Source organism: Salinicola salarius, from assembly GCF_002179555.1.
Taxonomy (GTDB): Bacteria; Pseudomonadota; Gammaproteobacteria; order Pseudomonadales; family Halomonadaceae; genus Salinicola; species Salinicola salarius_A.
The window spans coordinates 88,897-110,799 of the sequence record NZ_NHOU01000009.1 but is presented as its reverse complement, the minus strand read 5'-3'; the positions used below and the strand labels follow the sequence as shown (position 1 = coordinate 110,799).

The 21,903-nt window shown below is 63.4% G+C and carries 19 protein-coding genes; 10 read left to right on the top strand and 9 right to left on the bottom strand.

Annotation, left to right across the window (positions count from 1 at the left end):
• Positions 1 to 200 precede the first annotated feature (200 nt).
• Both CCD76_RS20585 and CCD76_RS09475 read left to right on the top strand, forming a co-directional pair.
• Positions 201 to 2,861, top strand: coding sequence for a cellulose binding domain-containing protein (locus CCD76_RS20585; RefSeq protein WP_087719271.1), 2,661 nt, complete (start codon positions 201 to 203; stop codon positions 2,859 to 2,861).
• A gap of 170 nt (positions 2,862 to 3,031) precedes the next feature.
• Positions 3,032 to 4,420 (top strand): calcium-binding protein, encoded by a 1,389-nt coding sequence (locus CCD76_RS09475; protein ID WP_087719270.1) that lies wholly within the window; start codon positions 3,032 to 3,034, stop codon positions 4,418 to 4,420.
• Positions 4,421 to 4,445: 25 nt separating this feature from the next.
• Here the strand turns inward: CCD76_RS09475 and CCD76_RS09470 are convergent, their stop codons facing one another.
• Together CCD76_RS09470 and CCD76_RS09465 are read right to left on the bottom strand one after the other, a co-directional pair.
• Positions 4,446 to 6,122 (bottom strand): multidrug ABC transporter permease/ATP-binding protein, encoded by a 1,677-nt coding sequence (locus tag CCD76_RS09470; RefSeq protein WP_087719269.1) that lies wholly within the window; start codon positions 6,120 to 6,122, stop codon positions 4,446 to 4,448.
• A 248-nt stretch (positions 6,123 to 6,370) separates the two neighbouring features.
• Positions 6,371 to 7,282, bottom strand: coding sequence for a LysR family transcriptional regulator (locus CCD76_RS09465; protein ID WP_087719268.1), 912 nt, complete (start codon positions 7,280 to 7,282; stop codon positions 6,371 to 6,373).
• A gap of 179 nt (positions 7,283 to 7,461) precedes the next feature.
• Between CCD76_RS09465 and CCD76_RS09460 the strand changes: the two genes are divergently transcribed.
• The 3 genes from CCD76_RS09460 to CCD76_RS09450 all read left to right on the top strand — a co-directional run bounded on the left by CCD76_RS09460 (position 7,462) and on the right by CCD76_RS09450 (position 10,190).
• Positions 7,462 to 8,481: a zinc-dependent alcohol dehydrogenase family protein gene (locus CCD76_RS09460; protein ID WP_087719267.1), complete on the top strand. Its 1,020-nt coding sequence runs from the start codon at positions 7,462 to 7,464 to the stop codon at positions 8,479 to 8,481.
• 134 nt (positions 8,482 to 8,615) lie between these two features.
• Positions 8,616 to 9,491 (top strand): AEC family transporter, encoded by an 876-nt coding sequence (locus tag CCD76_RS09455; RefSeq protein WP_087719266.1) that lies wholly within the window; start codon positions 8,616 to 8,618, stop codon positions 9,489 to 9,491.
• A 165-nt stretch (positions 9,492 to 9,656) separates the two neighbouring features.
• Positions 9,657 to 10,190, top strand: a complete 534-nt coding sequence (locus tag CCD76_RS09450) for a hypothetical protein (protein WP_087719265.1) — start codon at positions 9,657 to 9,659, stop codon at positions 10,188 to 10,190.
• 118 nt (positions 10,191 to 10,308) lie between these two features.
• Here the strand turns inward: CCD76_RS09450 and CCD76_RS09445 are convergent, their stop codons facing one another.
• The 3 genes from CCD76_RS09445 to CCD76_RS09435 all read right to left on the bottom strand — a co-directional run bounded on the left by CCD76_RS09445 (position 10,309) and on the right by CCD76_RS09435 (position 13,111).
• On the bottom strand, positions 10,309 to 10,698 hold the full coding sequence (locus tag CCD76_RS09445) for a DUF4168 domain-containing protein (RefSeq protein WP_087719264.1): 390 nt from the start codon (positions 10,696 to 10,698) through the stop codon (positions 10,309 to 10,311).
• Positions 10,699 to 10,838: 140 nt separating this feature from the next.
• On the bottom strand, positions 10,839 to 12,134 hold the full coding sequence (locus CCD76_RS09440; protein WP_179208891.1) for a pyridoxal phosphate-dependent aminotransferase: 1,296 nt from the start codon (positions 12,132 to 12,134) through the stop codon (positions 10,839 to 10,841).
• 59 nt (positions 12,135 to 12,193) lie between these two features.
• Positions 12,194 to 13,111 (bottom strand): MurR/RpiR family transcriptional regulator, encoded by a 918-nt coding sequence (locus tag CCD76_RS09435; RefSeq protein WP_087719262.1) that lies wholly within the window; start codon positions 13,109 to 13,111, stop codon positions 12,194 to 12,196.
• 218 nt (positions 13,112 to 13,329) lie between these two features.
• Here CCD76_RS09435 and CCD76_RS09430 point away from each other — a divergent pair, with 218 nt between their 5' ends.
• Positions 13,330 to 13,803, top strand: a complete 474-nt coding sequence (locus CCD76_RS09430; RefSeq protein WP_256961234.1) for a DUF4174 domain-containing protein — start codon at positions 13,330 to 13,332, stop codon at positions 13,801 to 13,803.
• A gap of 33 nt (positions 13,804 to 13,836) precedes the next feature.
• On the opposite strand, the gene CCD76_RS09425 is transcribed toward CCD76_RS09430, so the two are convergent.
• From CCD76_RS09425 to CCD76_RS09415, 3 genes are read right to left on the bottom strand one after another with little or no spacing between them, the layout of a single operon-like run.
• Positions 13,837 to 14,844 carry a 5-oxoprolinase subunit C family protein gene (locus CCD76_RS09425; RefSeq protein WP_087719261.1) on the bottom strand — a complete coding sequence of 336 codons (1,008 nt, stop codon included), beginning with the start codon at positions 14,842 to 14,844 and terminating at the stop codon, positions 13,837 to 13,839.
• The gene (gene pxpB / locus CCD76_RS09420) at positions 14,844 to 15,557 is read right to left on the bottom strand and encodes a 5-oxoprolinase subunit PxpB (RefSeq protein ID WP_087719260.1); all 714 of its coding nucleotides are present in this window, start codon (positions 15,555 to 15,557) and stop codon (positions 14,844 to 14,846) included. Before pxpB ends, CCD76_RS09425 begins: the two co-directional genes overlap by 1 nt.
• A complete protein-coding gene (locus tag CCD76_RS09415) occupies positions 15,554 to 16,306 on the bottom strand; it encodes a 5-oxoprolinase subunit PxpA (protein WP_087719259.1) in 753 nt (250 codons plus the stop codon). The genes pxpB and CCD76_RS09415 overlap by 4 nt, the downstream gene beginning before the upstream one ends.
• Before the next feature lie 308 nt (positions 16,307 to 16,614).
• On the opposite strand from CCD76_RS09415, the gene CCD76_RS09410 reads away from it, so the two are divergent.
• The 4 genes from CCD76_RS09410 to CCD76_RS09395 all read left to right on the top strand — a co-directional run bounded on the left by CCD76_RS09410 (position 16,615) and on the right by CCD76_RS09395 (position 20,695).
• A complete protein-coding gene (locus tag CCD76_RS09410; RefSeq protein ID WP_087719258.1) occupies positions 16,615 to 17,559 on the top strand; it encodes a LysR family transcriptional regulator in 945 nt (314 codons plus the stop codon).
• Between the two features lie 112 nt (positions 17,560 to 17,671).
• Entirely contained in the window at positions 17,672 to 18,670 is a 999-nt protein-coding gene (locus tag CCD76_RS09405; protein ID WP_087719257.1) for a TRAP transporter substrate-binding protein, read from the top strand.
• A gap of 84 nt (positions 18,671 to 18,754) precedes the next feature.
• Positions 18,755 to 19,336, top strand: coding sequence for a TRAP transporter small permease (locus tag CCD76_RS09400; protein WP_087719256.1), 582 nt, complete (start codon positions 18,755 to 18,757; stop codon positions 19,334 to 19,336).
• Positions 19,337 to 19,393: 57 nt separating this feature from the next.
• Positions 19,394 to 20,695, top strand: coding sequence for a TRAP transporter large permease (locus tag CCD76_RS09395; RefSeq protein ID WP_087719255.1), 1,302 nt, complete (start codon positions 19,394 to 19,396; stop codon positions 20,693 to 20,695).
• Positions 20,696 to 20,898: 203 nt separating this feature from the next.
• On the opposite strand, the gene CCD76_RS09390 is transcribed toward CCD76_RS09395, so the two are convergent.
• On the bottom strand, positions 20,899 to 21,831 hold the full coding sequence (locus CCD76_RS09390) for a Gfo/Idh/MocA family protein (protein ID WP_087719254.1): 933 nt from the start codon (positions 21,829 to 21,831) through the stop codon (positions 20,899 to 20,901).
• Between the last annotated feature and the right edge of the window lie 72 nt (positions 21,832 to 21,903).

The window sequence follows — 21,903 nt, the reverse complement described above, 5'->3', positions numbered from 1 at the left end:
CGCTGGCCGATATCGCCCCGCCAGGCGCTATTCCTCGTCGTCTGCCATGAGATGACGGCGAACCGGCGGTGAGCGTTCGCTCGTGCTTCGAAACGACGACTGCAGCCAGTGAAGGCTCGGTCCCACCCTCCGCAACGATGGATGTTACGGCTACGTCATCGCAGGACGCATCGACACGACACTCGTCATGAGATGCCTAAATGAATGCCTCCTTTTTGATCGATTACCGCCTGTCCAGCGAATGGAACGGGGGTTTTACGCTCGAAATCTATTTGACCTATCAGGGTCGCGAGCCGCTCGACGGCTACCAGCTCGATTTCGGCCTCGATGCCGAGCTGAATACGCTCTGGGGCGCCGACCGCTACGAGACGACGGATACCGGTTACCGGATCGAGGATGACGGCCAGCTCGTTCCCGGCGAGACGGTACGAATCAAGCTCAAGGCACTGGGCGACGACACGGTGATGCCCCTGTCCCCTTCGGTAAATGGCGTGACTGCCTCGCTGACCGAAGGCGCCCGGCTGCTGACCGAAGCGCTTACGCCGCCCGATCTGCTGGGTGATGACTATTCGTTCGTCGACAACGCCATCACGGTGGACGACGGCATCGACGCCGCCACGCTCAATGCGCTCATCGCCGCCGCGCCGGAAGACGCCACGATCCATCTCGCGGCCGGGCGCTACCTGTTCGACGAATCGCTCGTCATCGAACGCTCCGATATCACCCTGACGGGCGCCGGTTCGGACGACACCACTCTGGTATTTACCCGGCAGGCGCTGGAAAGCGATACGAAAAATGCCATCCGTATCAGCGGAGACGAGGGCGAGACCGTCGCCAGACTCGCCAGTGACGTTCAGCAGGGCGATACCCGACTCACGCTGGGCGAAGGACACGGCCTCGCGGTCGGCGACACGATCCGGCTGGCCCAATCGAATGACGTCGCGTTTCTCGACGCCATCGGCGATAGCGAGTGGCGGGAGCTGGATTCACCGCTGCGCACCAGCATGGCCCAGGTCGTGGCGGTCGATGGCAACGAGATCGTGCTGGATCGCGGCGTGCATTTCGACCTCGACGCCGGGGTGACGGAAGTCGACAGGATCGAACCGCTGACGGACGTTCGGCTCGAAGGGCTGACCGTGGCATTTACCCTGGGCGAGGCCGACAGCAGCAACTTCAGCAATACGCTGCCGGCGCTATCCCGCTATCACGCGGTGGAGTTCAACGCCACGGTGGGCGCGGCAATGAAAGATGTCGCCGTCGTCGATGGCCCCTCGGTCGCGTTCGAATTCAGCCGCTCGCTGGATCTCGATGTGCAGGAGATCACGGCCAGCGGCAGCTTCAACAAGGGCAGTGACGGCAACGGCTACGCCTACGAGCTGCGGGAGAGCTACGACGGTCAGTTCAGCGGCCTGGAGGATAGCGGCATGCGCCACGGCGTGCTGTTTGCTTCCTGGTACTCCTCGGTCGGCAACGAGATACGCGTCACCTCGACCGACCGCGACATCAACTTCCACGGCGGCCGCGATCACGGCAACAGCGTCCACGTCGAACAGTCGATTCGCGATGCCGGCAACGACAAGATGTCGACGACGGTCTGGATCAACGAAGGCGAGACCTTCGGCGCGCCGACGGATGCGGATGCCAACCTCGTCACCTTCGACTACGTCATCGGCTCGCGCCGCGACGATGCCATCCACGCCAGCGACGACGGCGCCTACCTCGATGGCGCTCTGGGCAACGACACCCTGATCGGCGGCAGCGGCGACGACATTCTCGGCGGCGGTGGCGGATGGGGAAGCAACCGGCTCGAGGGCGGCACGGGAGACGACACCGCGCTCTTCACCGGCGAGCTGTCTGACTACGACATCGAGCGTCTCGCCAGCGGCGAATGGTACGTCGCCGGTAACGGAACGCGAGACACGCTCGCCGATATCGAACGCGCCCTGTTCGCCGACGGACAGCTGCTGGATCTGGCGACCGGCGCGGTCAGCCAGGTCGATGCAAGGGCCGATGTCGCTCCCGAGGCGTACTGGGCCAGCCGGGAAATCCTCGATATCACGGATACCGCGGCTACCAGCTCTCTTCACGCCTCGTTCGACGTCGTCAGCCGCTGGTCCAGCGGGTACGTCATGGGTGTCACGATCACCAACGACGGCGACGCGGCCGTGGAGGTCGATAATGTTGCGCTGAACCTGGCGAGCGATGTGCATGCGTTCTATGGCGCCAGCCTCGCCTCGCGGCAGGGCGACGACTACCGGGTCGACGTCACCAGCCGGTCGCTCGAAGCCGGCGAGTCCATGCGCTTCTCGTTCAAGGCCTACGCGGATACCAGCGATATTCCCCGGGACATTCTTCTGAATGGAGAGCCGGTCACGATCGACGAGGGATCGTTACCGGATGGCAGCCGTCTCGCCAGCGCGCTCGTCGATACCGATCGCACCGTCACGGCTTCCGGTGACGAAACGCTGACCGGCGGCAGCGGCAACGACACCCTGATCGGCAGTGCCGGAGACAACGTGCTAATGGGCAGCCTGGGCGCCGATCGGCTCGAGGGCGGCGGCGGCCAGGATCGGTTCGTGTGGCAGGCGGCGACGGAATCGACGCCGCTGTCGATCGATGAAATCGTCGATTTCGGCGACGACGATCTGATCGACCTCTCCTCGCTGGACGCCGACATCACCCAGGCGGGCCGCCAGGCGTTCCAGTGGCTGGGGGCGGAAAGCTTTACCGGCGACGCCGGCCAGCTTCGCTACGCCGACGACCAGCTGCAGGGCGACATCAACGGCGACGGCCTCTCCGATCTGGTCATTGGTGTGCAGAACCTGAACCCGATGGACAGCGGATTCCTGATCCTGAGCTAAGCATCCACTTTCCTTACTGCTTGATGATGGCGGCGCCGCATTCCTCGTTAATGCGGCGTCAATCTTTCTCACCATACGAAACCAAAGCGCTACAGAGCGTATCCCTATCGTGCCCTGGAACTGCGTAGGATTCCGTCGCCAATTGATCCAGATCAACAAAAGGGAGCCACATGATTCGTGTCGATAACGAGGTAACCGCCGAGGAACTCGAGCAGATCATCAATGAAGAGGCCAATCGCGACGAAACGGTCAAGCTGGAGGCTGGTGAATATCACTTCGACCACGCCCTGACCATTACCCGTTCAGACGTCTCTCTGGTCGGCGAAGGCAGCGACGATACACGACTGACCTTTACCGACGACGCGCTGGAGGACAACGACGACAATGCCATTCTGGTCAGCGGCGAGAAGGCAGACACGATCGGCAAGATCGAATCCGACGTCGACGAAGGCGAGGACGTGCTCAAGCTCGACGATGCCGACTCGCTGACGGCGGGCGACACGATCCGCATCGCGCAGGACAACGACACCGAGTATCTCAACGAGATCGACGATCATGACTGGCGCGAACTGGACTCGCCGCTGCGAACGAGCATGGCGAAAGTGACCGACGTCGATGGCGACTACATCACGCTGGACCGCGGCGTTCATTTCGACTTCGATCATCATGAGGCCGAGGTCACCCGAATCGACAGCGCCGATGATGTCTCGCTGCGCGGATTTTCGGTCGGCTTCGAACTGGGCGAGCCCGATGACGACGAGTTCAGCAACGAACTCGACGACCTCACCGGCTATCACGCCATCGAATATGCCGACACTACCGACGGCGAGCTCGACGATGTCGCCGTGATCGACGGCCCTTCGACCGCCTTCGAGTTCTCCCGATCGCTGGACATGGATGCCGACTCCCTGACCGCCGAAGGCAGCTTCAACAAGGGGTCCGGCGGCAACGGCTATGCCTTCGAACTGCGCGAGAGCTACGACGGCACCTTCGACGATCTCAGCGATAGCGGGATGCGTCACGGCCTGCTGTTCGCCTCCTGGCACTCCTCGGTGGGCAACGATGTCGAAGTTACCCGAACCGATCGCGACATCAATTTCCACGGCGGTCGCGATCATGACAATCGCGTTCATGTCCAGCATTCGGTCCGCGACCCGGACAACGACAAGATCTCCTCCACATTGTGGGTCAACGAAGGCGAATCCTTCGGTGCCCCCACCGACATGTCCACCAACGAGGTCACCTTCGACGATGTCGTCGGCTCGCGTCGAGACGATATCGTGCACGGCAGCGACGACGGGGTGACGCTGTTCGGCGGTACGGGCAGCGATACGCTGTTCGGCGGCGATGGCGACGACATTCTCGCCCCCGGCAGCGGCTGGGGAGAAGACTGGCTCGATGGTGGCGATGGCCATGACATCGCCCGGATGGAGGGCGACCGCGACGACTATGTCGTCGACCGGCACGACGATCGGGTAATCGTCGACGGCAACGGCATCGAAGCGACGCTGGTAGGCATCCAGGAGCTCGTCTTCGACGACGGCGGCCTGTCGCTGTAGTCAGGCCGCCCCGCCGGTCATGCCGTCAGGGCGTGTCGATCCTGGCCACGGCGTCACGACTGGCCAGCTCACGCTCGTCGCCGGTCAGTTCGCGCAGCTGGCCATCGCGCATCTCCAGTAGCCGGTCGGCGTGGGCGAAATAGTGATCGTCGTGGCTGATCGCGAAGACCGTGATGCCGAGTTCGCGGAAACGCGGCATCAGCTCGCGATAGAAGGCGCGGCGGAACTGCGGATCCTGGTCCGCGGCCCACTCGTCCAGCAGCAGGATCTGACGCTGCTCGACCAGCGCCATCAGCAGTGCGAGGCGCTTGCGCTGCCCCTGGGAGAGTTCGGTATCGAGGATTCGGCCGTCCTCGAGCTGCAGCTTGCGGGCGAGCTGCAGCGTCTGCAGCCAGTTGTCCAGCAGGGCGGGATCGGCGCTGCCGCCATGCGGCCCCATCAGCCGATCGAACTGGTGAAAATCGGTGTAGACCGCGGAGAAACGCTGCCGGTAGCGATGCCACCCCGCCTCGTCGATGGCCTCGTCATCGATACGGATCTCGCCCGAGTGCGGGCGGTAGAGCCCGGTCAACAGCTTGGCCAGCGTCGACTTGCCGCTGCCGTTGCCGCCGATCAGGTAGACCTGCTCGCCACGCTCCAGGCGCAGATTGATCGGGCCTATTTCGAAACCCACGCGCGCAAAGCCTTCCCGCCCCGCCCTGGCCGGGTAGCGATAGGTGATGTCGCGCAGCTCCAGCGACTGCCACTCGCTGTGCGTTTCGACCAGATCGAAATCTTCACGGTACTCGGCCAGCGCCAGCTCGCGCAGCCTGTCGAAGGAAACCTGCGCGGTGATCAGCGTCGGCGTCGCACCGACGGCCTGGATCAGCGGCGAGCGCAGAAACAGCAGGGTCAGCGAGAACGTCGCCGCCACGGCGGTATTCGACCAGCCCAGACCGTTGGCCAGGAAGAACACCAGGCCGATGGCCCCCAGCATCATGATGTTGGTCCAGTTGCCCGCGCTCAGGTGGTAGGTGTCGGCGCGAATGATGTGATCGCGATAGGTGCGGGCATTGTCACCGTAGACCTCTTCCAGTAGGTGCCGGGCGCGGTCGCGGTTGAGCGCCAGCTCCTTGCGCCCGTGAATGATCGTCTCGTAGTCCTGGTAGAGCCGGCTGTCGGTGGTGCGGGTAATATGAATGTGGTGATAAACCTTCGATACCAGCCACCAGCCGACCAGCATGGTCACGGCAATCCAGATCGCCGTGATCAGCAGCAGCGGCGGCGAGAGCCAGAACAGGTAGGCGACGGAAGCCAGCGTGATGACGACGCCCTGCACCAGTTCCGGCAGCCGGACGAAGGCGATGGTCACGTTGCGGATGTCGCTGGAAAGGCACGACAGCAGATGCGCGCTGCCGAGCTGCTCGAGACGTTCGATGTCGGTATCGAGAATGCGCTTGATCAGGCGGCCGCGTAACCGGTAGACGAAATGGTGGCCCAGCGTCGTCAGTGCCAGCTGCGATCCCAGCGTGACTGCCAGAAGCAGCGCCACCAGCCCGATGAAAGGCAGCAACGCGGTCATCGCGGTGCCGTCGGTGACGATCAGGTAGTGGTTGATGAAGGCGATGACGCCGATCCCCAGCGCCGCGCTCAGCAGACTGAGCAGCATGACGCCGATGAACGGCCAGCGATAGTGACGAAAGACGACGCGCAGTAGTTCCATTCGGATTCCGTAGCCGGCGATTGGGCTCGATCGGGAGGCCTGCACGAATCAGCGACGGCGGCGTTTCATCGCAACGCGGGCCGAGCTGACGAGTCGAGGCGTCGAACGAGGCGCGCGGCGCCGAGATCTCCTCGGCTGACCGCAGGCGCGAATGATTCTGATCTTCACTGATGAAGTCAAGCCGCGTCAGGTCGGCAGATCCCCGGAAGTGCCATGGCTGGCGTGTGATGGGCCGTTTCGCACACCGGTCACGTTTCGTCGTCGGAGAACATCATCTGAATTCGCGAGCGCAGCCAACGCTCGGCAGGGTCGTTGTCGTAGACGCTCTGCCACACCATGCTCAACGGCGACGGCGCACGCTCCAGCGGCATCTCGTCCACCCGCAACCCGCCCTGTGCCGCCAGCACGTCCGCGGCGTAATCCGGCACGGTGGCGACCATGTCGGTATCCCGCAACAGCGATGCCAGACTGTTGAACTGCGGGACGGCCAGCACGATGCGGCGCTTGCGCCCTTTCTCGGCGAGCAGGTCGTCGACATAGCCATTGAGATCGCCATCGAACGACACCAGCGCATGCGGCCGTTCGCAGTAGTCGTCGAGGGTCAACGCCCCGGGGCGGCTGTCCGCCCGCAGTACCTTGGCGCGGCTGTGGCGCAGGATCTTCTGCTTCGCATTGGCCGGCAGCTCCCGCGCATAGCCGGCGGCAACGGTCACTTCGCCGGTATTGAGCAGTTGCGGCATCAGATGAAAATCGGCCCGCCGGACCACCAGCACGATGCCCGGCGCTTCGGTCCGCAACCGCTTGAGCAGCGCCGGCAGCAGGGCGAATTCGATATCGTCGCTCAGCCCGATTCGAAACACCGCCTCGCTGGTCTCGGGGTCGAAATCGCTGGTACGGCTGAGCACGTTGGAGATGGCATCGAGGGCAGGCTGCAACTGTTCGTAGATCTGCTCAGCGCGAGCGGTCGGCACCATCTGGCGGCCGGTTCTCACCAGCAACGGGTCGTTGAAGACATCCCTGAGCCTGGCCAGGGAGGCGCTGGTGGCCGGCTGGCCCAGAAACAGTCGCTCCGCGGCCCGCGAGACGCTGCGCTCCTGCATCAGGGTCTCGAACACGACCAGCAGCTTGAAATCCACCCCGCGCAGGTCACTACGGTTCATGCATCTCCTCCCTTCGACGGCCGGCGGCCCCCGCTCCTTGCTCCCGGAGCCCGCCGACGGCGACCGCCATCGGGGTTCTGTATCGATAAGCGTTATAACCACTATCGATCTTCGAGCATAGTGTTTGCCTGTCATCGCCGATAGAGTCGGGGCAAGCTCTGGAATCATTGAGGTGCACGATGTCACGTGCGATACAGTTTCAACGTTTCGGCGACGCCGACGTTCTGGAAATCATTGAGCGCGACGACCCGCACCCCGCAGCCGGGGAAGTCCTGATCGAAACCGAGGCGCTCGGTCTCAACTGGTACGACATCCTGTGGCGGCGCAACATGGCGCCCACGGAGGCCAGACTACCGGCCGGCACGGGTAGCGAAATGGCCGGTACGGTCATTGCCATCGGCCCGGGCGTGACCGCCTTCTCGCCGGGGGAGCGCGTCGCATCGATCCCCGCGTTCGACCCCAACCAGTATATGGCACACGCCGAGCGCGTGCTGCTGCCGGCCGAGGCGCTCATTGCCTATCCGGATTGCCTGACCCCGGCCGAAGCCAGCGTTCACTACGTTCCGTCGCTGATCAGCTGGCTGGGATTCCGCGAGGTCGCCGATCTCAAACCCGGCGAAACGGTGCTAATCACTGGCGCCTGCCATATCGGCGGCCCCTACGCCGTCCAGATCGCCCATGCGCTGGGCGCCCGGGTCATCGCGGCGACACCGCACGAGTCAGCGATCGACTATCTCAAGTCTCTGGGCGCCGACGCGGTGATTCACACGGAAACCCAGGATCTCGTCACCCGGATCGGCAAGCTGACCGATCACCATGGGGTCGATGTGGTGCTCGATGCGCTGGGCGGCCCCCAGATGAACCTGCTGGGCGACGTCATGGCACCCCGCGGGCGCCTGGTGCTCTACGGGTTGTTGGGAGGCAACCAGACCACGTTCCCGGCTCAGGCCGCCTTCCGCAAGAACATCCAGTTCCATGTGCACTGCCTCTCCAACTTCAGCGGCAAGCCGGAGCTGGGCATCCCCCAGAACCGGGAAGCACTGGATCGAGCCATTGCCGAGGTCGAGCGGATGACCCGGGCCGGCAAGATCAAGCCGCAGATCGACTACCGCTTCTCGTTCGAGGAGATGGTCGAGGCACATCGCTATCTGGAAACCTGCGCCAACCACCATGGACGCATCGTGGTCGAAATGGCCTGATCGGCAGGGGCACGTGGCGGTGATCGGCAAACGCGCATTGCCAGTCGCCTGATGGATTGACGACAATACGGGCTTCCATTTTTGTCGCTCTCTCTCACCGCCCTCAGTCAGGCTAAAGGGCTCAAGGATATTCGATGCTTGCTCAACTGTTCGCGGTCATGGCACCAGTCCTGGTTGGAGCGAGCATCGGGTTCGGCTGGATTCGCCTGGGGTTGAGCTATCCCACCGAGTTCGTCACCAAGCTGGTATTCAACATCGGTACGCCGGCACTGGTCCTGGCCTCCCTCGCCAATGCCGAGGTCGACCCTCACACCTTCGGGCGCACCCTCGCCACGACTTTCGTGGTGCTCGCCGGCATGGCGGTAGCGAGTTTCGGCGTCGCCAGGCTGCTGGGCAAACCCTGGCAGGTGATCATCTCACCGATGATGTATCCCAATGCCGGCAACATGGGTTTGCCGGTTTCGCTTTACGCCTTCGGCAAGGAAGGATTCACCTTCGCCATGACGGCCTGGGTCGCCAATGCGCTGATCCAGTTCACCGTCGGCATGATGATGGCGACGCGCGGCAACCCCTGGAAGATGCTGGTCCGCAATCCCACGTTATACAGCATCGCCATCTCGCTGGTGCTGCTGCTGTCCGGCGTCCATCTGCCGGCGTGGCTCGGCAATACCGTCCACCTTCTTTCCGGCCTGACCATCCCGCTGATGCTGATCACCCTGGGCGTCTCGCTGGCCAGCATCCAGGCCCGCAGCTTGTCTTCGGGATTTCTGTTCACGCTGTGCCGCGTGCCCATCGCGCTGGCCCTCTCGTTCGGCATCGCGGCGTGGTTCGGCCTGCCGCCAGTGGCCGCCAGCGCCGTGGCGCTCCAGATGAGCATGCCGGTCGCCGTCTACAACTACCTGTTCGCGCAACGTTCTCGTCGCGAACCGGAGTACGTCGCCAGTCTGGTTTTCTGCTCCACCGTGCTGGCCTTCGTGTACCTGCCGCTGGAACTGGCCTTCATGCTGTAGCGCCTCCCTGGCTTGCAAAAGCACAGTGAGCAACTACATTACAAAGTGTAATCTTTTAAAAATTAATGGATTACAGAGAGTTGCATGCATAGATAGTCACGTGCATAGATAGCTGCATGCACAGAAAGCTGCACGCCCAAGAAGCCGCAAGGCAAGGAGACACAGATGCAAAACCTGTCATGGAAGCAGACACTCGGCGTGGCCACGCTGGCAGCCGGCAGCGTGATGATGTCCCAGGCCGCCCTGGCGCAGGACAATACGGGCCCGCAAGGCCTCTATTCCGCCGATGAACTGATGGATGCAGACGTCTTCCTGTCCAGCCAACCGAATGAAGACATTGGCGACGTCGACGACATCCTGCTGGGCGAAGACATGAGCATCCAGGCCCTGGTCGTCGAAGCCGGTGGCGTACTCGACATAGGCGACAAGGACTTCGTGGTCCAGAAAGGCGACTTCACGGTCGAAACCAACAACGACGATAACCTCGACAACATCGAGTATCGCGTCGTTCTCGACATGGACGAAAGTGCGCTGAAGCAGCAGCCCGAATACGATAACGACTGGTGGCAACAGGCCAAGACGCAGGCTGCCGACGCCTGGGAAAACACCAAGCAAGGGGCTTCCAGTGCCTGGGAAGACACCAAGGCTGCCACCTCCGACCTTCTTGACGACGCCAGCGACGCGATCGACAACAACTGATCGCATCACGCTCCCCTGGAGCGTCGAACCGCTAGATGACTAGCACAAAAAAACCGCCGACTCGATGTCGGCGGTTTTTTCATGTGCGGGCCTGACAGGCCGCTGCACCCTGATACGATTACTGCTGCGGCTGCTGGACCATGCCCTTGACGCGCTGCATCAGCTGCGGGTCCTGCTGGATGGCCTGGCCGATGGAGTTGAACTGCTCGACACTCATGCCGCTGTCCTGAACCGCCTGCACCATTTCGTCATTGGCCTGCTGACGAATCTCCTGTTGCTCGCTTTCATCGGAGGCGTTCTGCAGCTGCTCGGTGTAATCCTGAGAGATCATCGCGATGTTCTGAGAGGCATCGGCGAACTGCTGCAACTGATCATCGGAAAAGTTCTGGGCAGGTGCCTGTGTCTGCGAACCGCTGCCGGCTGCGTTCTGGTCCTGCGCCATGGCTGGTACGCTGGCGAGACCGGTCGTCATCATTGCTGCCGCGAGAAATGCAGTGATCCTTTGCATGAATACCTCCAAGTACGATTTTATGCATGTGCTGTCATGGGATGCCACTCATGGCGGAGAGTTCCCCGCAGAAGTGTTTCTCGAGGAAATTTAATGTTTCCTTAAGAAACTTGAGCGCTATTTCCCAATCAGTCCTCCGCTCATGGTAACCATTCGACGATAGCCTGAACACCGTCGCGGACCTTGCTCAGCGCCGGTAACGCCATGGGATCGTCATGGCGCTGCGGCTGCTGCGCCAGCAGCGTCTCGCCATCGAAATCCACATAGGCCAGACGCACCGTGAGCTGGGCGGGATCGCAACCGAACGCACTGCCCGGCAGCAACGCCACGCCGGTCTCAGCGAGCAGCCGTGCGGTCAGCTCGGCACTGGTGGTGATGCCCCGCCGGGCCAGCCCTTCGCGATGCGCCTCGAAATCGGGAAACAGGTAGAAGCCGCCGTCGGGAAGATGAGTGCGAATGCCCGCCGCCTGCAGCCGAGTCCCACACCAGTGACCGATCAGACTCAGCCAGGCCCGATGGCGATCGAGGTATTCGGTCAATTCGGGCGTGACCCGATAGGCGACACAGGCAGCCTCCTGAACCGGGCTGGCAACGCTCGACCAGGTCTCCGAGGCGATGCCCAGCAGGCGCGAGAAAATCTCGTTTCCCAGCGCTTCGGGCACGTGCATCACCCCCAGCCGCCACCCGCCCGCGCCACACCACTTCGACAAGCCGCTGGTGGTCACCGTGCCCTCGGGGTAGTCGAGTGCGAAGGCGCCATGAGATCCGTCATGATCCAGCGGCCCGTAGATCTCGTCGGCCAGCACGATCACGCCATGGCGGCGCGCCACCTCGGCCAGCGCCTGCTGGCTGTCGGCCTCGGGCGATAACCCGGTGGGATTGCCGGGTGCATTGAGTATCAGCAATCGGGGGCGGCTGCCGCCTTCACGGCAATGCGCCTCGAGCTGTTCGGGCGTGATCTGCCAGCGCGTTTCGAAACTCGCCGCCAGCTTGACTGCGGTCTGCCCTGCCAGACGCGCCTGCGGCGCATAGGAGACCCAAGCCGGCGCGGGGATCAGGATTTCCGCCGCCGGTAGCGCCTTGATCAAGGCGAACAGCAGCAACTTGCTGCCGGGGCCGATCAACACTCGCGAGGCCGACCACGACGTGCCGTCGATCTCGCGGTGGAAAGCCGCGACCTGCTCGCGTAGCGCCGGCAATCCCTGCACGGGGAGATACGCTTTCTGATCGGCGTGACGGGCCAGAGCCTCCACCGCAGGTGGATAGACCGGAAACGGCGATTGACCGAAGCCGAACTTGATGACGCGCTCGCCTCGAGATTCCAGCAGTCGCGACTGTTCGTTGATCAATAAGGTATCGGACGCCGGCGTGGCGTTGAGGTCGTCGGCGTAGGCACGATTCAATAGGGCGGCAGCAAGCCCCTGACAAGCGGTCATGGCGGCAGGATTCCTGGTTTGCATGAGTATCGGTTTGCATGGGTATCACGGTAGATCAATCATTCGATCTGCCAACGGGCGATCAAGGCTTCACGACGGCGGATCGACGCCACGGCGTCGCCGCCCATCTCGTGGGCCATGTGGGACAACAGCATTTCGATCACCACGAACAGGCTGCTCATGGGATTGAAGAAGAAAGGGCCTTCGGAAGACGCGAGCAGCGTCAGCTCGGTCATCGTGGCCAGCCGGGCGGAGCCGTGATTGGTCAGGGCGAGCAGTTGCGCCCCCTGTTCCAGCGCCTGCCGGCAGTAATCGACGCTGATCCGGGTCTCCGGCCGATAGCTGATGCCCACCACCAGATCGCCCTCCCCCAGCTCTCGTACCGCCTCGAGATTGAGGCCGCCTAGCGAGTCGATCAGGCGTACGTCACTGCGCAGGTAGCCCAGGTAATAAGAGAGATAATGCGCCCCCGCGAAGCAGGCGCGCTGACCGACCACATGCACGCGACGCGCATCGATCAGCGCCCGGGCGGCCTGCTCCAGCCTCGCCTCGTCGAGCCCTTCGGCCGTTCGCGAGAGGTTGCCCATCTCCTCCTGCCACAACGTCTGCCGCTGAACCGGGTGGTCACCCTCGCTCGGCACCTGACCGAGATCGAGCAAACGTTCGGCGCGGGTCGAATAGAACGCCCCGTTGGCGGCATCGGCGCGAAACAGCGCCTGGAAGGCCTTGAACCCGGTCAACTCCAGCGCGTGTGCCAGGCGAGTCAGACTGGAGGCATTGACGCCATGCTGCCGGGCCAGTGCCGAAATGCTCAGCGTCGCTGCCAGTTCCGGGGCTGCGAGCAGCTGTTCCAGCAGCTTGAGGCCACCCGGAGTCAATCTGGGCGCCCGGGATTCTCCTCGGCGCGCGGCGATCGAGAGTGCCTGCAGGGCAGCCATCGATGTCGGGGGCGTGTCGAAACCATCGTGATCGGCCATGACCAGTCCCTCTTTTCAGTTTTGTGAGGTTATACCTTCGCCCAGATATCAGCAAATATATTTTTAAAACAGGAAATATATTTGCGAACCTGGATTACGATTCAACGCTATAACGATTCCGATGCAACGCGATGACTCAACCCGCTGCCTTGAACCCCTCTGCCTTACACGGGTCACAGGTTATAGAGTACGCGTAAACGACACGCCTGGAGACGCTCATGAAACGATGGTTGATGGCCGGTGCGCTGATGGCAGGCGCCTTTCTTGCGACGAATGCCGTGTTCGCGGCGGACGACGCCGCCCGCCCGGACGGCGGAAAGAACCCAGCCAACCCGCTGATCACCGACAAATGGAACTTTCGACCGTTGGTCGTGGTGACACCGGACGCGGGGCAGCCGGCTTACCGCCACTTGCGGCAACAGCTCGAAGAGACACGGGAAGCGTTCGCCGACCGTGACATGCTGCTTTATACGGTCGAAGGAGACAGCGGCACGCGCCACGGTCAGCCGATGACGCCCTATGAAACCCGAGCGCTGCTGGAGGCACTGGGCGTCAGCTCCGATCAGGGCGTGACGACGATTCTGGTCGGCAAGGATGGCGGCAAGAAGGTCCAGCTTCGAGGCGACGTCGACCTGGAGGAGATCTACGCCACCATCGACCGGATGCCGATGCGCCAGGCCGCCGAAAAGTGATCGGCCACCCGGCGCATGGATGAGCGTTTGCAGCTAGCGCCAGAGCGCGAGTTGGCGCAGATAGCGCGTGCGCGCCTGATGCGGGGTGACCGGGGAAAGCCTGATCGTCGTGCCGGGGGCGCACTGCCCAAGCCGCGCGCAGGCGATGGGCGACAACGCACCGAGACGTGGGTAGCCGCCGATGGTCTGGCGATCGTTCAACAGAATGATCGGCTGCCCGTCCGGCGGAACCTGAACGGCGCCGAGCGGAATGCCCTCCGACACCATCCCGCCCGACTGGCAGCGCAGCACCGGGCCGGTCAGCCGCACGCCCATGCGGTCGGCGCGGCTATCCACCTGCCAAGGCCGATTGAAGGCGGCAAACAGGCTGGCGCCGTCGAAGTGGGCGATCTGCGCGCCGGTGACCAGCTCAAGCACGGTATCGTCCGCCGGCATGGGCGGTAGGGAGGACGGCAGCTCCCGCGCCTGCTCGTCTCCCTGCGGCGCCGGCGAAGCCGCCATTAGACGGTCCCCCACCCGGAGCGCACCGCCCCGGCCGTCGAGACCGCCCAGCTGTTCCCGAGCGACCGTCGACAGACTGCCCATGAAGGGCGCCGCTTCGAGCCCGCCAGGCAGTGCCAGATAGGCGCGTAGCCCGGCCCTCGGCTGATCGAACGCGAGAACCTGACCCCGTTCGAGCGTGAAGCTGCCGTTGGCCGCCAGCGGCTCGCCGTCCCGCGTCGCGCCGAGATCGGCACCCGCAATGGCCAGCCGCAGCGTTCTTTCCGCCTTGAGCGCGAGACCACCGATGGCGATCTCGATACCGGCGGCGTCCGGCGCGTTGCCCAGCAGCCAGTTGGCCCATCCCAACGAAATCCAGTCCAGCGCCCCACCCTGGGTCACGCCAAGATGGCGACAACCGAACCGCCCCGCGTCCTGCACCAGGGCCAGCGGCCCCGTACGTTCGACGACGAGTGCCCCCGGCGTGGGGTGAGTCGGTTTTTGCGTCCCGCTTTGTGCTGTAGCTGTCGTAACGTGTTGCGTGGTCGTCCGCGTCGCCATCAGCGCTCCTCCAGCGGCGTGGTATCGCCGCCCTGTTCGATAAAGGCTTCGCGACTGATCGGCTCGAAGCGCACTCGGTCACCGGGCCGAAAGAGACTGATCTCGTCTCGATCGCGGTCGAACAGCTTGACGGCGGTACGGCCGAGAATGTTCCACCCGCCCGGCGAACGCATGGAGTAGATGGCAGTCTGGCGCTCGGCGATCCCCACGCTGCCTGCGGCCACTTTCTGGCGCGGCGTCTTCAACCGCGGCGTGGCCAGCGCTTCCTCGATCATGCCCATGAATGCATAGCCGGGAGAGAATCCCAGCGCGAAGGCGCAGTAGTCGCGGCTGGTATGGCGTCGCACGATCTCGTCGCTATCGACACCCAGACGCTCGGCGATCCTGGCAAGCTCGGGGCCGACGCTATCGTCGTACCATACCGGGATGCGGTGCTCGCGCCCGGCTGCGGTCGAGGCCGGCTTCAGGCCGTGCAGGGCCTGCTGGATCAGCCTTCTGGCCTCAAGCTGGGACAGCTGCTCGATGTCGTAATGAACCAGCAGCGTCGTATAGGACGGCACCAGATCGATAAGCGCCTCGCCGAGGCCTTCGCGCAAGGCATTGTCGGCGGCCAGGATCCACGGCATGTGCGCCTCGTCGATGGCATCGAACAGCCTGACGATCAGCGCATCCATGCCCACCGTTTCGAGCCGAGGGGAAAGCGACTGGCTCATGCGTCTTCCAACTGCTGAAAGGCTTCGCGAATGGCCTTGACCGCCGCAACGGATTCGGCGTTGTCGCCATGAACGCAGAGCGTATCCGCGGCCAGACGCAGCTCGCTGCCGTCGCTGGCGATCAATGGCTCTCCTTTGGCCAAGGCCACCGCCTGATCGACGATGGCGCCGCGATCGTGATGCACGGCCCCCGGCAGGCGTCGCGACACCAGATGCCCGTTGGCGTCGTAGGCACGGTCGGCGAAAGTCTCGAACCACAGCGTCACGCCCATTTCCGCCGCGAGTGCGCGCACTGGCTCGGGATTGGCGGTCGACATCACCAGCAGCGGCAGTTCGCGGTCGTAACGGACGACGGCCTGCATCGCCGCGCGCAGCAGATCCAGATCCGCAGCCATGTCGTTGTAGAGCGCGCCGTGCGGCTTGACGTAACTGACCCGGGTGCCTTCGGCGCGGCAGAACGCTTCCAGCGCTCCGATCTGGTAGAGCATCAGGTTCTCGACTTCCTGCGCCGAGCAGGCCATCGAACGGCGGCCGAATCCCACCAGATCGGGGTAGCCCGGATGCGCGCCGATCCTCACGTCATTGGCCACCGCCATCGCCACGGTCCTGCGCATCACATCGGGATCGGAGGCATGAAAACCGCAGGCGATATTGGCGCAGTCGACGAAGGGCATCGCCTGGTCGTCGAGACCCAGTGCCCAGTTGCCGAAACTTTCACCCATGTCGCAGTTGAGCAGGGGCACGCGCATCGCTTCACCTCGTGTCGTTGTTGTCAGAGCGTATCGTCGATTCAGAGCGTATCGTCGATTCAGTGCGTATCGTCGATATAGGCACGCTGCCGGCGGGCAGCCTCATGGCACTTTAAGAAACCGCTGGCGAAAGGGTCCAATCGTTTTTCGCGATGCGCAGTATCGGCGCAATCTTTCATTCCGCCCGTGTGGCGCGTGCCGGCGCCCCCTGAAGAGTTGACGTCGACGCCGTCGCACCGAAAAATCAGCCCTCCTCGAATGCGCCGCACGGGAAGGCACAGGGCCCGAATCTACCGAGAGAATCTGCCATGTTCGATTTCAAGGAGCTCGAAGCTTTCGTCTGGGTCGTCAGGCTGGGCTCGTTTCGCAAGGTAGCAGCGCGCCTGCATCTGACCCAGCCCTCGATCTCCGATCGCATCACTCGCCTGGAAGCCGCGGTCGGCGAATCGTTGCTCGATCGCAGCGCACGACCGGTTCAGCCGACGCTGCGCGGCCGAGAGTTCTATGCCCATGCCGAACGCCTGCTGAACAGCCGCGAAGAGGCACTGCAGCTGTTCCAGAACCAGGAGGATTTTTCGGGTACGCTGCGGCTCGGCGTGATCGAGACCATCGCCCACAGCTGGTTCAGCACGTTCCTGACCCAGCTGGCCGAGCGGCATCCACAGCTGACCATCGAGCTGACCGTCGATATTTCGCCGTTTCTGCACCAGCGCCTGGCGGACAACGACCTCGACATGATCTTCGCCATGGATGGCGTCGCGCCAGGGCTATCGGTGACGCAACTGCCGTTGACCACCTACGAAATGGGGCTGTTCGTGGCGCCGCAGCACGCCGAGCGCCTGCACCATGGCGGCACACGCGCCATGTCCCGCCTCCCGTTCGTCTCGTTCAGCAAGCTGGCCCGCCCTTACAGCGAGCTCGTGACCTACCTGGCCGAGCTGGGCATCGACGACCCCAAGATCCACTGCGCCTCGACGCTGATGACCATCGCCCGCATGAGCATCGATGGCGTCGGCATCGGTTCGCTGCCCGTCTCCACCGTGTCGGATGCCTGCCAGCGCGGCGAACTGTTGCGACTGGAGCTAACCGTGCCGTTGCCCGCGATGGTCTACAACGCGATCTGGCGCACCAGCAGCTATCCGAGCTTCTGCCGTGGTGTCACCCAGCTCGCTCAGGACTGTGCCGCCCGCTACGCTCGCGACCATGCCGATGACGAGCCCCAGGGCAAAGTGAAAGTCTGGCCTGATAGTTAGAATAAGAATTAACGATTTGACGCCATCGCCGGCCAACTTGAAGAATGCAGATGTTCAATGTCTTGCACCTTTTGAATACCAACCTCTATCAATAACAACTCGAGGCCTGTCGATGCGCACACCCACTCTCTCTCTGTTGACGATTGCCATGGCCGGTTCACTGGCCACTGCGACGCCGGCTCTCGCCGCCCAGTGGAATCTCGCCTCTCCTTACGGAGACGCCAGCTTCCACACCCAGAACACCAAGCAGTTCGCCGAGGACGTCACCGAAGCGACCGACGGCGAGTTGACCATTACGGTCCATAGCGGCGGATCGCTGATCAGCCACGCCGAGATCAAGCCCTCCGTGCGCCGCGGCACCGTCCAGGCAGGCGAGATTTTCCTCTCCACGCTTTCCAACGAGTCGCCGATCTACGAAGTCGACACCCTTCCCGGCCTGGCCGGCAGCTACGCCGACGCCTACGACCTATGGCAGGCCTCCAAGCCGATCATCACCGAGCTCTTCGCCAAGGAAGGATTGATGCCGCTGTACGCCGTGCCGTGGCCGGCACAGGGTATCTATACCGACTTCGAGCTGACCGATGCCGCCCAGTTCGAGGGCCTGCGAGTTCGCGCGCCGAACATCAATACACAGCGTTTCGTCGAGAACCTGGGCGGCATCCCGACCCAGACCGAGGAAGCCGACATTCCCACCGCGTTCAGCACCGGCCGTGTCGATGCGATGATCACTTCCGTCTCGACCGGCAAATCGATGTCCGCGTGGGATTACGTGTCCCACTACAACGATGCCAATCTGTGGCTGCCGAAGAACATCATCTTCGTCAACAAGCGCGCGTTCGACCGCCTCGATGACGCCACGCAGAAGGCCGTTCTCGATGCCGCTGCCAAGGCAGAGCAGCGCGGCTGGCAGTTGAGCAAGGAAGACAGCGCGCAGAGCGCCGAGACGCTCGAGTCCCGCGGCGTTACCGTGAGTGAGCCCAATACCGAGCTCAAGCAGCAGTTGCAGGCTGCCGGCCAGCAGCTGTTCGAGGACTGGCAGTCGCGTGCCGGCGACCAGGCCAAGCAACTGGTCGAGCGCTATCGCGAGCGCCAGGCCCAGCAGGGCCAGTAACGCCGGCTCTTTGCGCCTTTTCAGGTTCATCAGGCCCATCGATGATGGGCCTTACTGACTACTCGCAACCCGTGAGCTTCCGTGATGACGTTCAAACTCGACCCGCTCTACCGGCTGGGCGCCTGGGGCGCTGCAGCGTGCATGCTGGCGATCTGCGGCATGGTCACGTTTCAGGTGCTGCTGCGCTGTCTCGACGCGTTCCTGGTACTGGTCGGCGCCAGCCGCCTCGGCTACGAGATCAGCGGTGTATCGGAAATCGCCTCCTATCTTCTGGTCGGCGCCACCTTCCTGAGTCTTGGCTACACCTTCACCCATTACGCCCACATTCGCGTCACGCTGGTCATCGACCGGCTGCCGGCGGCAGCCAGAGCCTGGTGCGAAGTGGCATGCCTGACGATCGCGCTGGCGCTCGGCGCGCTACTCGGTTGGGAGGTGATCGGCCTGGTTCAGGAGAGCCTCGATTACGGTGACGTCTCCTCAGGGCTGATGGCGATCCCGCTATGGATACCCCAGACCGTCCTGGTGATCGGCCTGGCCCTGCTCTGCCTGGCACTGCTGGAAGCCCTGCTGACCACACTTCGACAAGCGGTGACGGCGCCCTCGCGCTATGTGGCCCCCGGCGACAACGACGGCTTTGGCGACAGTGACAACTTCGGTGGTGAATGACCCCGCCGCTCGCTAACAACGTCTTTAACGAGACAACCTGAACCGAGGTACCGACTCGTGCTCACGCTCAGTCTTGCAACGCTTTTCACTCTGGCGATTCTGCTCGGCGGCGGCGTGTGGATCGCCTTCGCCCTGCTCGGCACCGGCTGGATCGCGCTGACCGGCTTCTCGAGCTTCGAGGTCGGCCCCATTCTCGCCTCCGACTTCTGGGGTGCCAGCTACGGCTGGGATCTGACCGCCCTGCCGATGTTCGTGTGGATGGGCGAGATCCTGTTCCGCTCCGGGCTTGCCGACAACATGTTCCGTGCGCTGTCGCCCTGGCTCAACCGCCTTCCCGGGCGGCTGTTGCACTCCAATATCATCGGCAGCGGCCTGTTCGCTGCCGTCTGCGGCTCCTCCGCGGCCACCTGCGCCACCGTCGGCAAGATGACGCTGCCGGAACTCGAACGCCGCGGCTACAGCGAGACGCAGGCGATCGGCACGCTGGCCAGTGCCTCCACGCTGGGCCTCTTGATCCCGCCCTCGATCATGATGATCGTCTACGGCGTGGTCACCGAGCAGTCGATCTCGCGTCTGTTCATGGCGGGTATCGGCCCCGGCCTCCTGCTGCTGGCGCTGTTCATGATCTATCTGGTGATCTGGTCGCTGACCGCCGGCAAGCATGGCGGCGCGGGTCATGCGGAAGCCCCGATGCCCTTTCTCGACAAGGTCAGAAACAGCTGGCGCCTGATCCCGCTGCTGGTGCTGATTGGCGGCATTCTCGGCAGTATCTATGGCGGCGTCGCCTCTCCCACCGAAGCCGCCGCCGTGGGCGTGGTGCTATCGATGCTGATCGCGCGCTGGAACGGCCATTTCGACAAGTCGATCTTTCTGGAGTCGATGTTCGCCGGGCTGCGGACGTCGTGCATGATCGCGTTCATCATCGCCGGCGCCTCGTTCCTGTCGTCGGCCATGAGCTTCACCCAACTGCCGACCCACCTTGCCAGCACCATTGCCGCGATGGGACTGTCGCCCAACGTGCTGCTGGTCATGTTGACTCTGTTCCTGCTGGTGCTGGGCTGCTTCCTCGACGGGATCTCGCTGATTCTGCTGGTGACCTCGATCATCATGCCGCTGATCAACGCCGCCGGTATCGACCCGATCTGGTTCGGCATCTACCTGGTGATCGTGGTCGAGATCTCCCAGATCACGCCACCGGTCGGCTTCAACCTGTTCGTGATCCAGGGGCTCACCGGCAAGAACATCTTCACCATCGCCAAGGCGACGCTACCGTTCTTCCTGCTGATGCTGTTCGCCATCGTGCTGATGCGGGCGTTCCCGGAGATCGTGTTGTATCTGCCGCAGGCAATGACCGGCTGAAGCCGCGAGCCGCGAGCCGCGAGCCGCGAGCCGCGAGCCGCGAGCCGCGAGCCGCGAGCCGCGAGCCGCGAGCCGCGAGCCGCGAAAATCAGCATGTGCTTGTAGCGAAGAAAAATGCCAGCGACGTCAGCCGCTGGCATTTTTCGTAGCCCGTAGCTGCTTTCTACAGCGCCCCGAAACCGGCGCTCGCTCGAGGCTCTCCTCTACTCAACGAAATCCTCGACGGTGTGTCGATACCCCAGCATCAGCGCATCGGCGACGTGCCGGAACGGGCTGATATCGACGTCCGAGCGGCCCTCCGCAATCAGCGCGGCAAAGCGTTCATAGAGCCCGGCGTACTCCGCATCCGGGCCTTCTTCCAGCAGTTCTCCATCGATCAGCAATCGTCTGCCGCCCGCTTCCAGCGTCAATCGACCGGCGTCGGTATCGACGTGGATCTCCCAGGTCGGCGGGGTGCCCTGCTGGCGAAAATCGAACTCGGCGTGGATCGGCACGTTTTCGCCGTCGACGAAATCCAGCGAGGCGGCAATCGGCGTCTGGCAGTTGCCGGGCACCTGCAACTGGGCGTCGACCAGGTGAAACGGCGTCGGCAGGATCGCGGTGGCGATCGACAGCGCATTGATGCCGGGATCGAACACGCCCATGCCGCCGGGCTGCCAGATCCACGCCTGCCCCGGGTGCCAGACACGCACGTCTTCCTTCCACTCGATATCGACACGGCGAATCTGACGCTCTGACAGCCAGCGCTTCGCTCCCGCCACGCCGTGGGCATGGCGGGAGTGCCAGGACGCGAACAGCGTCACGCCATGGCGCTCCGCGTCCTCGCGCAGGGTCTCGATTTCGGCCAGCGTCGCCGCGGGCGGCTTTTCCAGCATCACGTGCTTGCCGTGAGCCATCGCCAGGCGCGCCTGGGCGGTACGTACACCGGCAGGAGTGCAGAGCGAAACCGCGTCGATCTCCGGGCCCTGGGCGAGCAGCGCTTCGAGGCTTTCGAAATTCGCCACGTCGGCAACGGAGGCGTTGCGGCTGGCAACAGCGGTCAACTGATAGCCGGCATCGTTATCGATGGCCGGATGATGCTGATCGCGGGCAATCTTGCCGTAGCCCACGATCGCGAGACGAAGAGTGTCCAGCATGACGAATCCTTGGAGTCAGAAGCTGCCTGGCAATGACAGACAGCCCTGAAGTGAAAAACAGCCTCAGCGGTG

Coding starts and splice junctions, on each gene's coding strand:
- CCD76_RS09445 (WP_087719264.1), bottom strand. CDS start 10,698: ATGCAAAGGATCACTGCATTTCTCGCGGCAGCAATGATGACGACCGGT.
- CCD76_RS09405 (WP_087719257.1), top strand. CDS start 17,672: ATGCGCACACCCACTCTCTCTCTGTTGACGATTGCCATGGCCGGTTCA.
- CCD76_RS09465 (WP_087719268.1), bottom strand. CDS start 7,282: ATGAACCGTAGTGACCTGCGCGGGGTGGATTTCAAGCTGCTGGTCGTG.
- CCD76_RS09415 (WP_087719259.1), bottom strand. CDS start 16,306: ATGCGCGTGCCCCTGCTCAACTGCGACATGGGTGAAAGTTTCGGCAAC.
- CCD76_RS09400 (WP_087719256.1), top strand. CDS start 18,755: ATGACGTTCAAACTCGACCCGCTCTACCGGCTGGGCGCCTGGGGCGCT.
- CCD76_RS09425 (WP_087719261.1), bottom strand. CDS start 14,844: ATGGCGACGCGGACGACCACGCAACACGTTACGACAGCTACAGCACAA.
- CCD76_RS09470 (WP_087719269.1), bottom strand. CDS start 6,122: ATGGAACTACTGCGCGTCGTCTTTCGTCACTATCGCTGGCCGTTCATC.
- CCD76_RS09440 (WP_179208891.1), bottom strand. CDS start 12,134: ATGACCGCTTGTCAGGGGCTTGCTGCCGCCCTATTGAATCGTGCCTAC.
- pxpB (WP_087719260.1), bottom strand. CDS start 15,557: ATGAGCCAGTCGCTTTCCCCTCGGCTCGAAACGGTGGGCATGGATGCG.
- CCD76_RS09410 (WP_087719258.1), top strand. CDS start 16,615: ATGTTCGATTTCAAGGAGCTCGAAGCTTTCGTCTGGGTCGTCAGGCTG.
- CCD76_RS09455 (WP_087719266.1), top strand. CDS start 8,616: ATGCTTGCTCAACTGTTCGCGGTCATGGCACCAGTCCTGGTTGGAGCG.
- CCD76_RS09430 (WP_256961234.1), top strand. CDS start 13,330: ATGAAACGATGGTTGATGGCCGGTGCGCTGATGGCAGGCGCCTTTCTT.
- CCD76_RS09435 (WP_087719262.1), bottom strand. CDS start 13,111: ATGGCCGATCACGATGGTTTCGACACGCCCCCGACATCGATGGCTGCC.
- CCD76_RS09460 (WP_087719267.1), top strand. CDS start 7,462: ATGTCACGTGCGATACAGTTTCAACGTTTCGGCGACGCCGACGTTCTG.
- CCD76_RS09475 (WP_087719270.1), top strand. CDS start 3,032: ATGATTCGTGTCGATAACGAGGTAACCGCCGAGGAACTCGAGCAGATC.
- CCD76_RS09390 (WP_087719254.1), bottom strand. CDS start 21,831: ATGCTGGACACTCTTCGTCTCGCGATCGTGGGCTACGGCAAGATTGCC.
- CCD76_RS20585 (WP_087719271.1), top strand. CDS start 201: ATGAATGCCTCCTTTTTGATCGATTACCGCCTGTCCAGCGAATGGAAC.
- CCD76_RS09450 (WP_087719265.1), top strand. CDS start 9,657: ATGCAAAACCTGTCATGGAAGCAGACACTCGGCGTGGCCACGCTGGCA.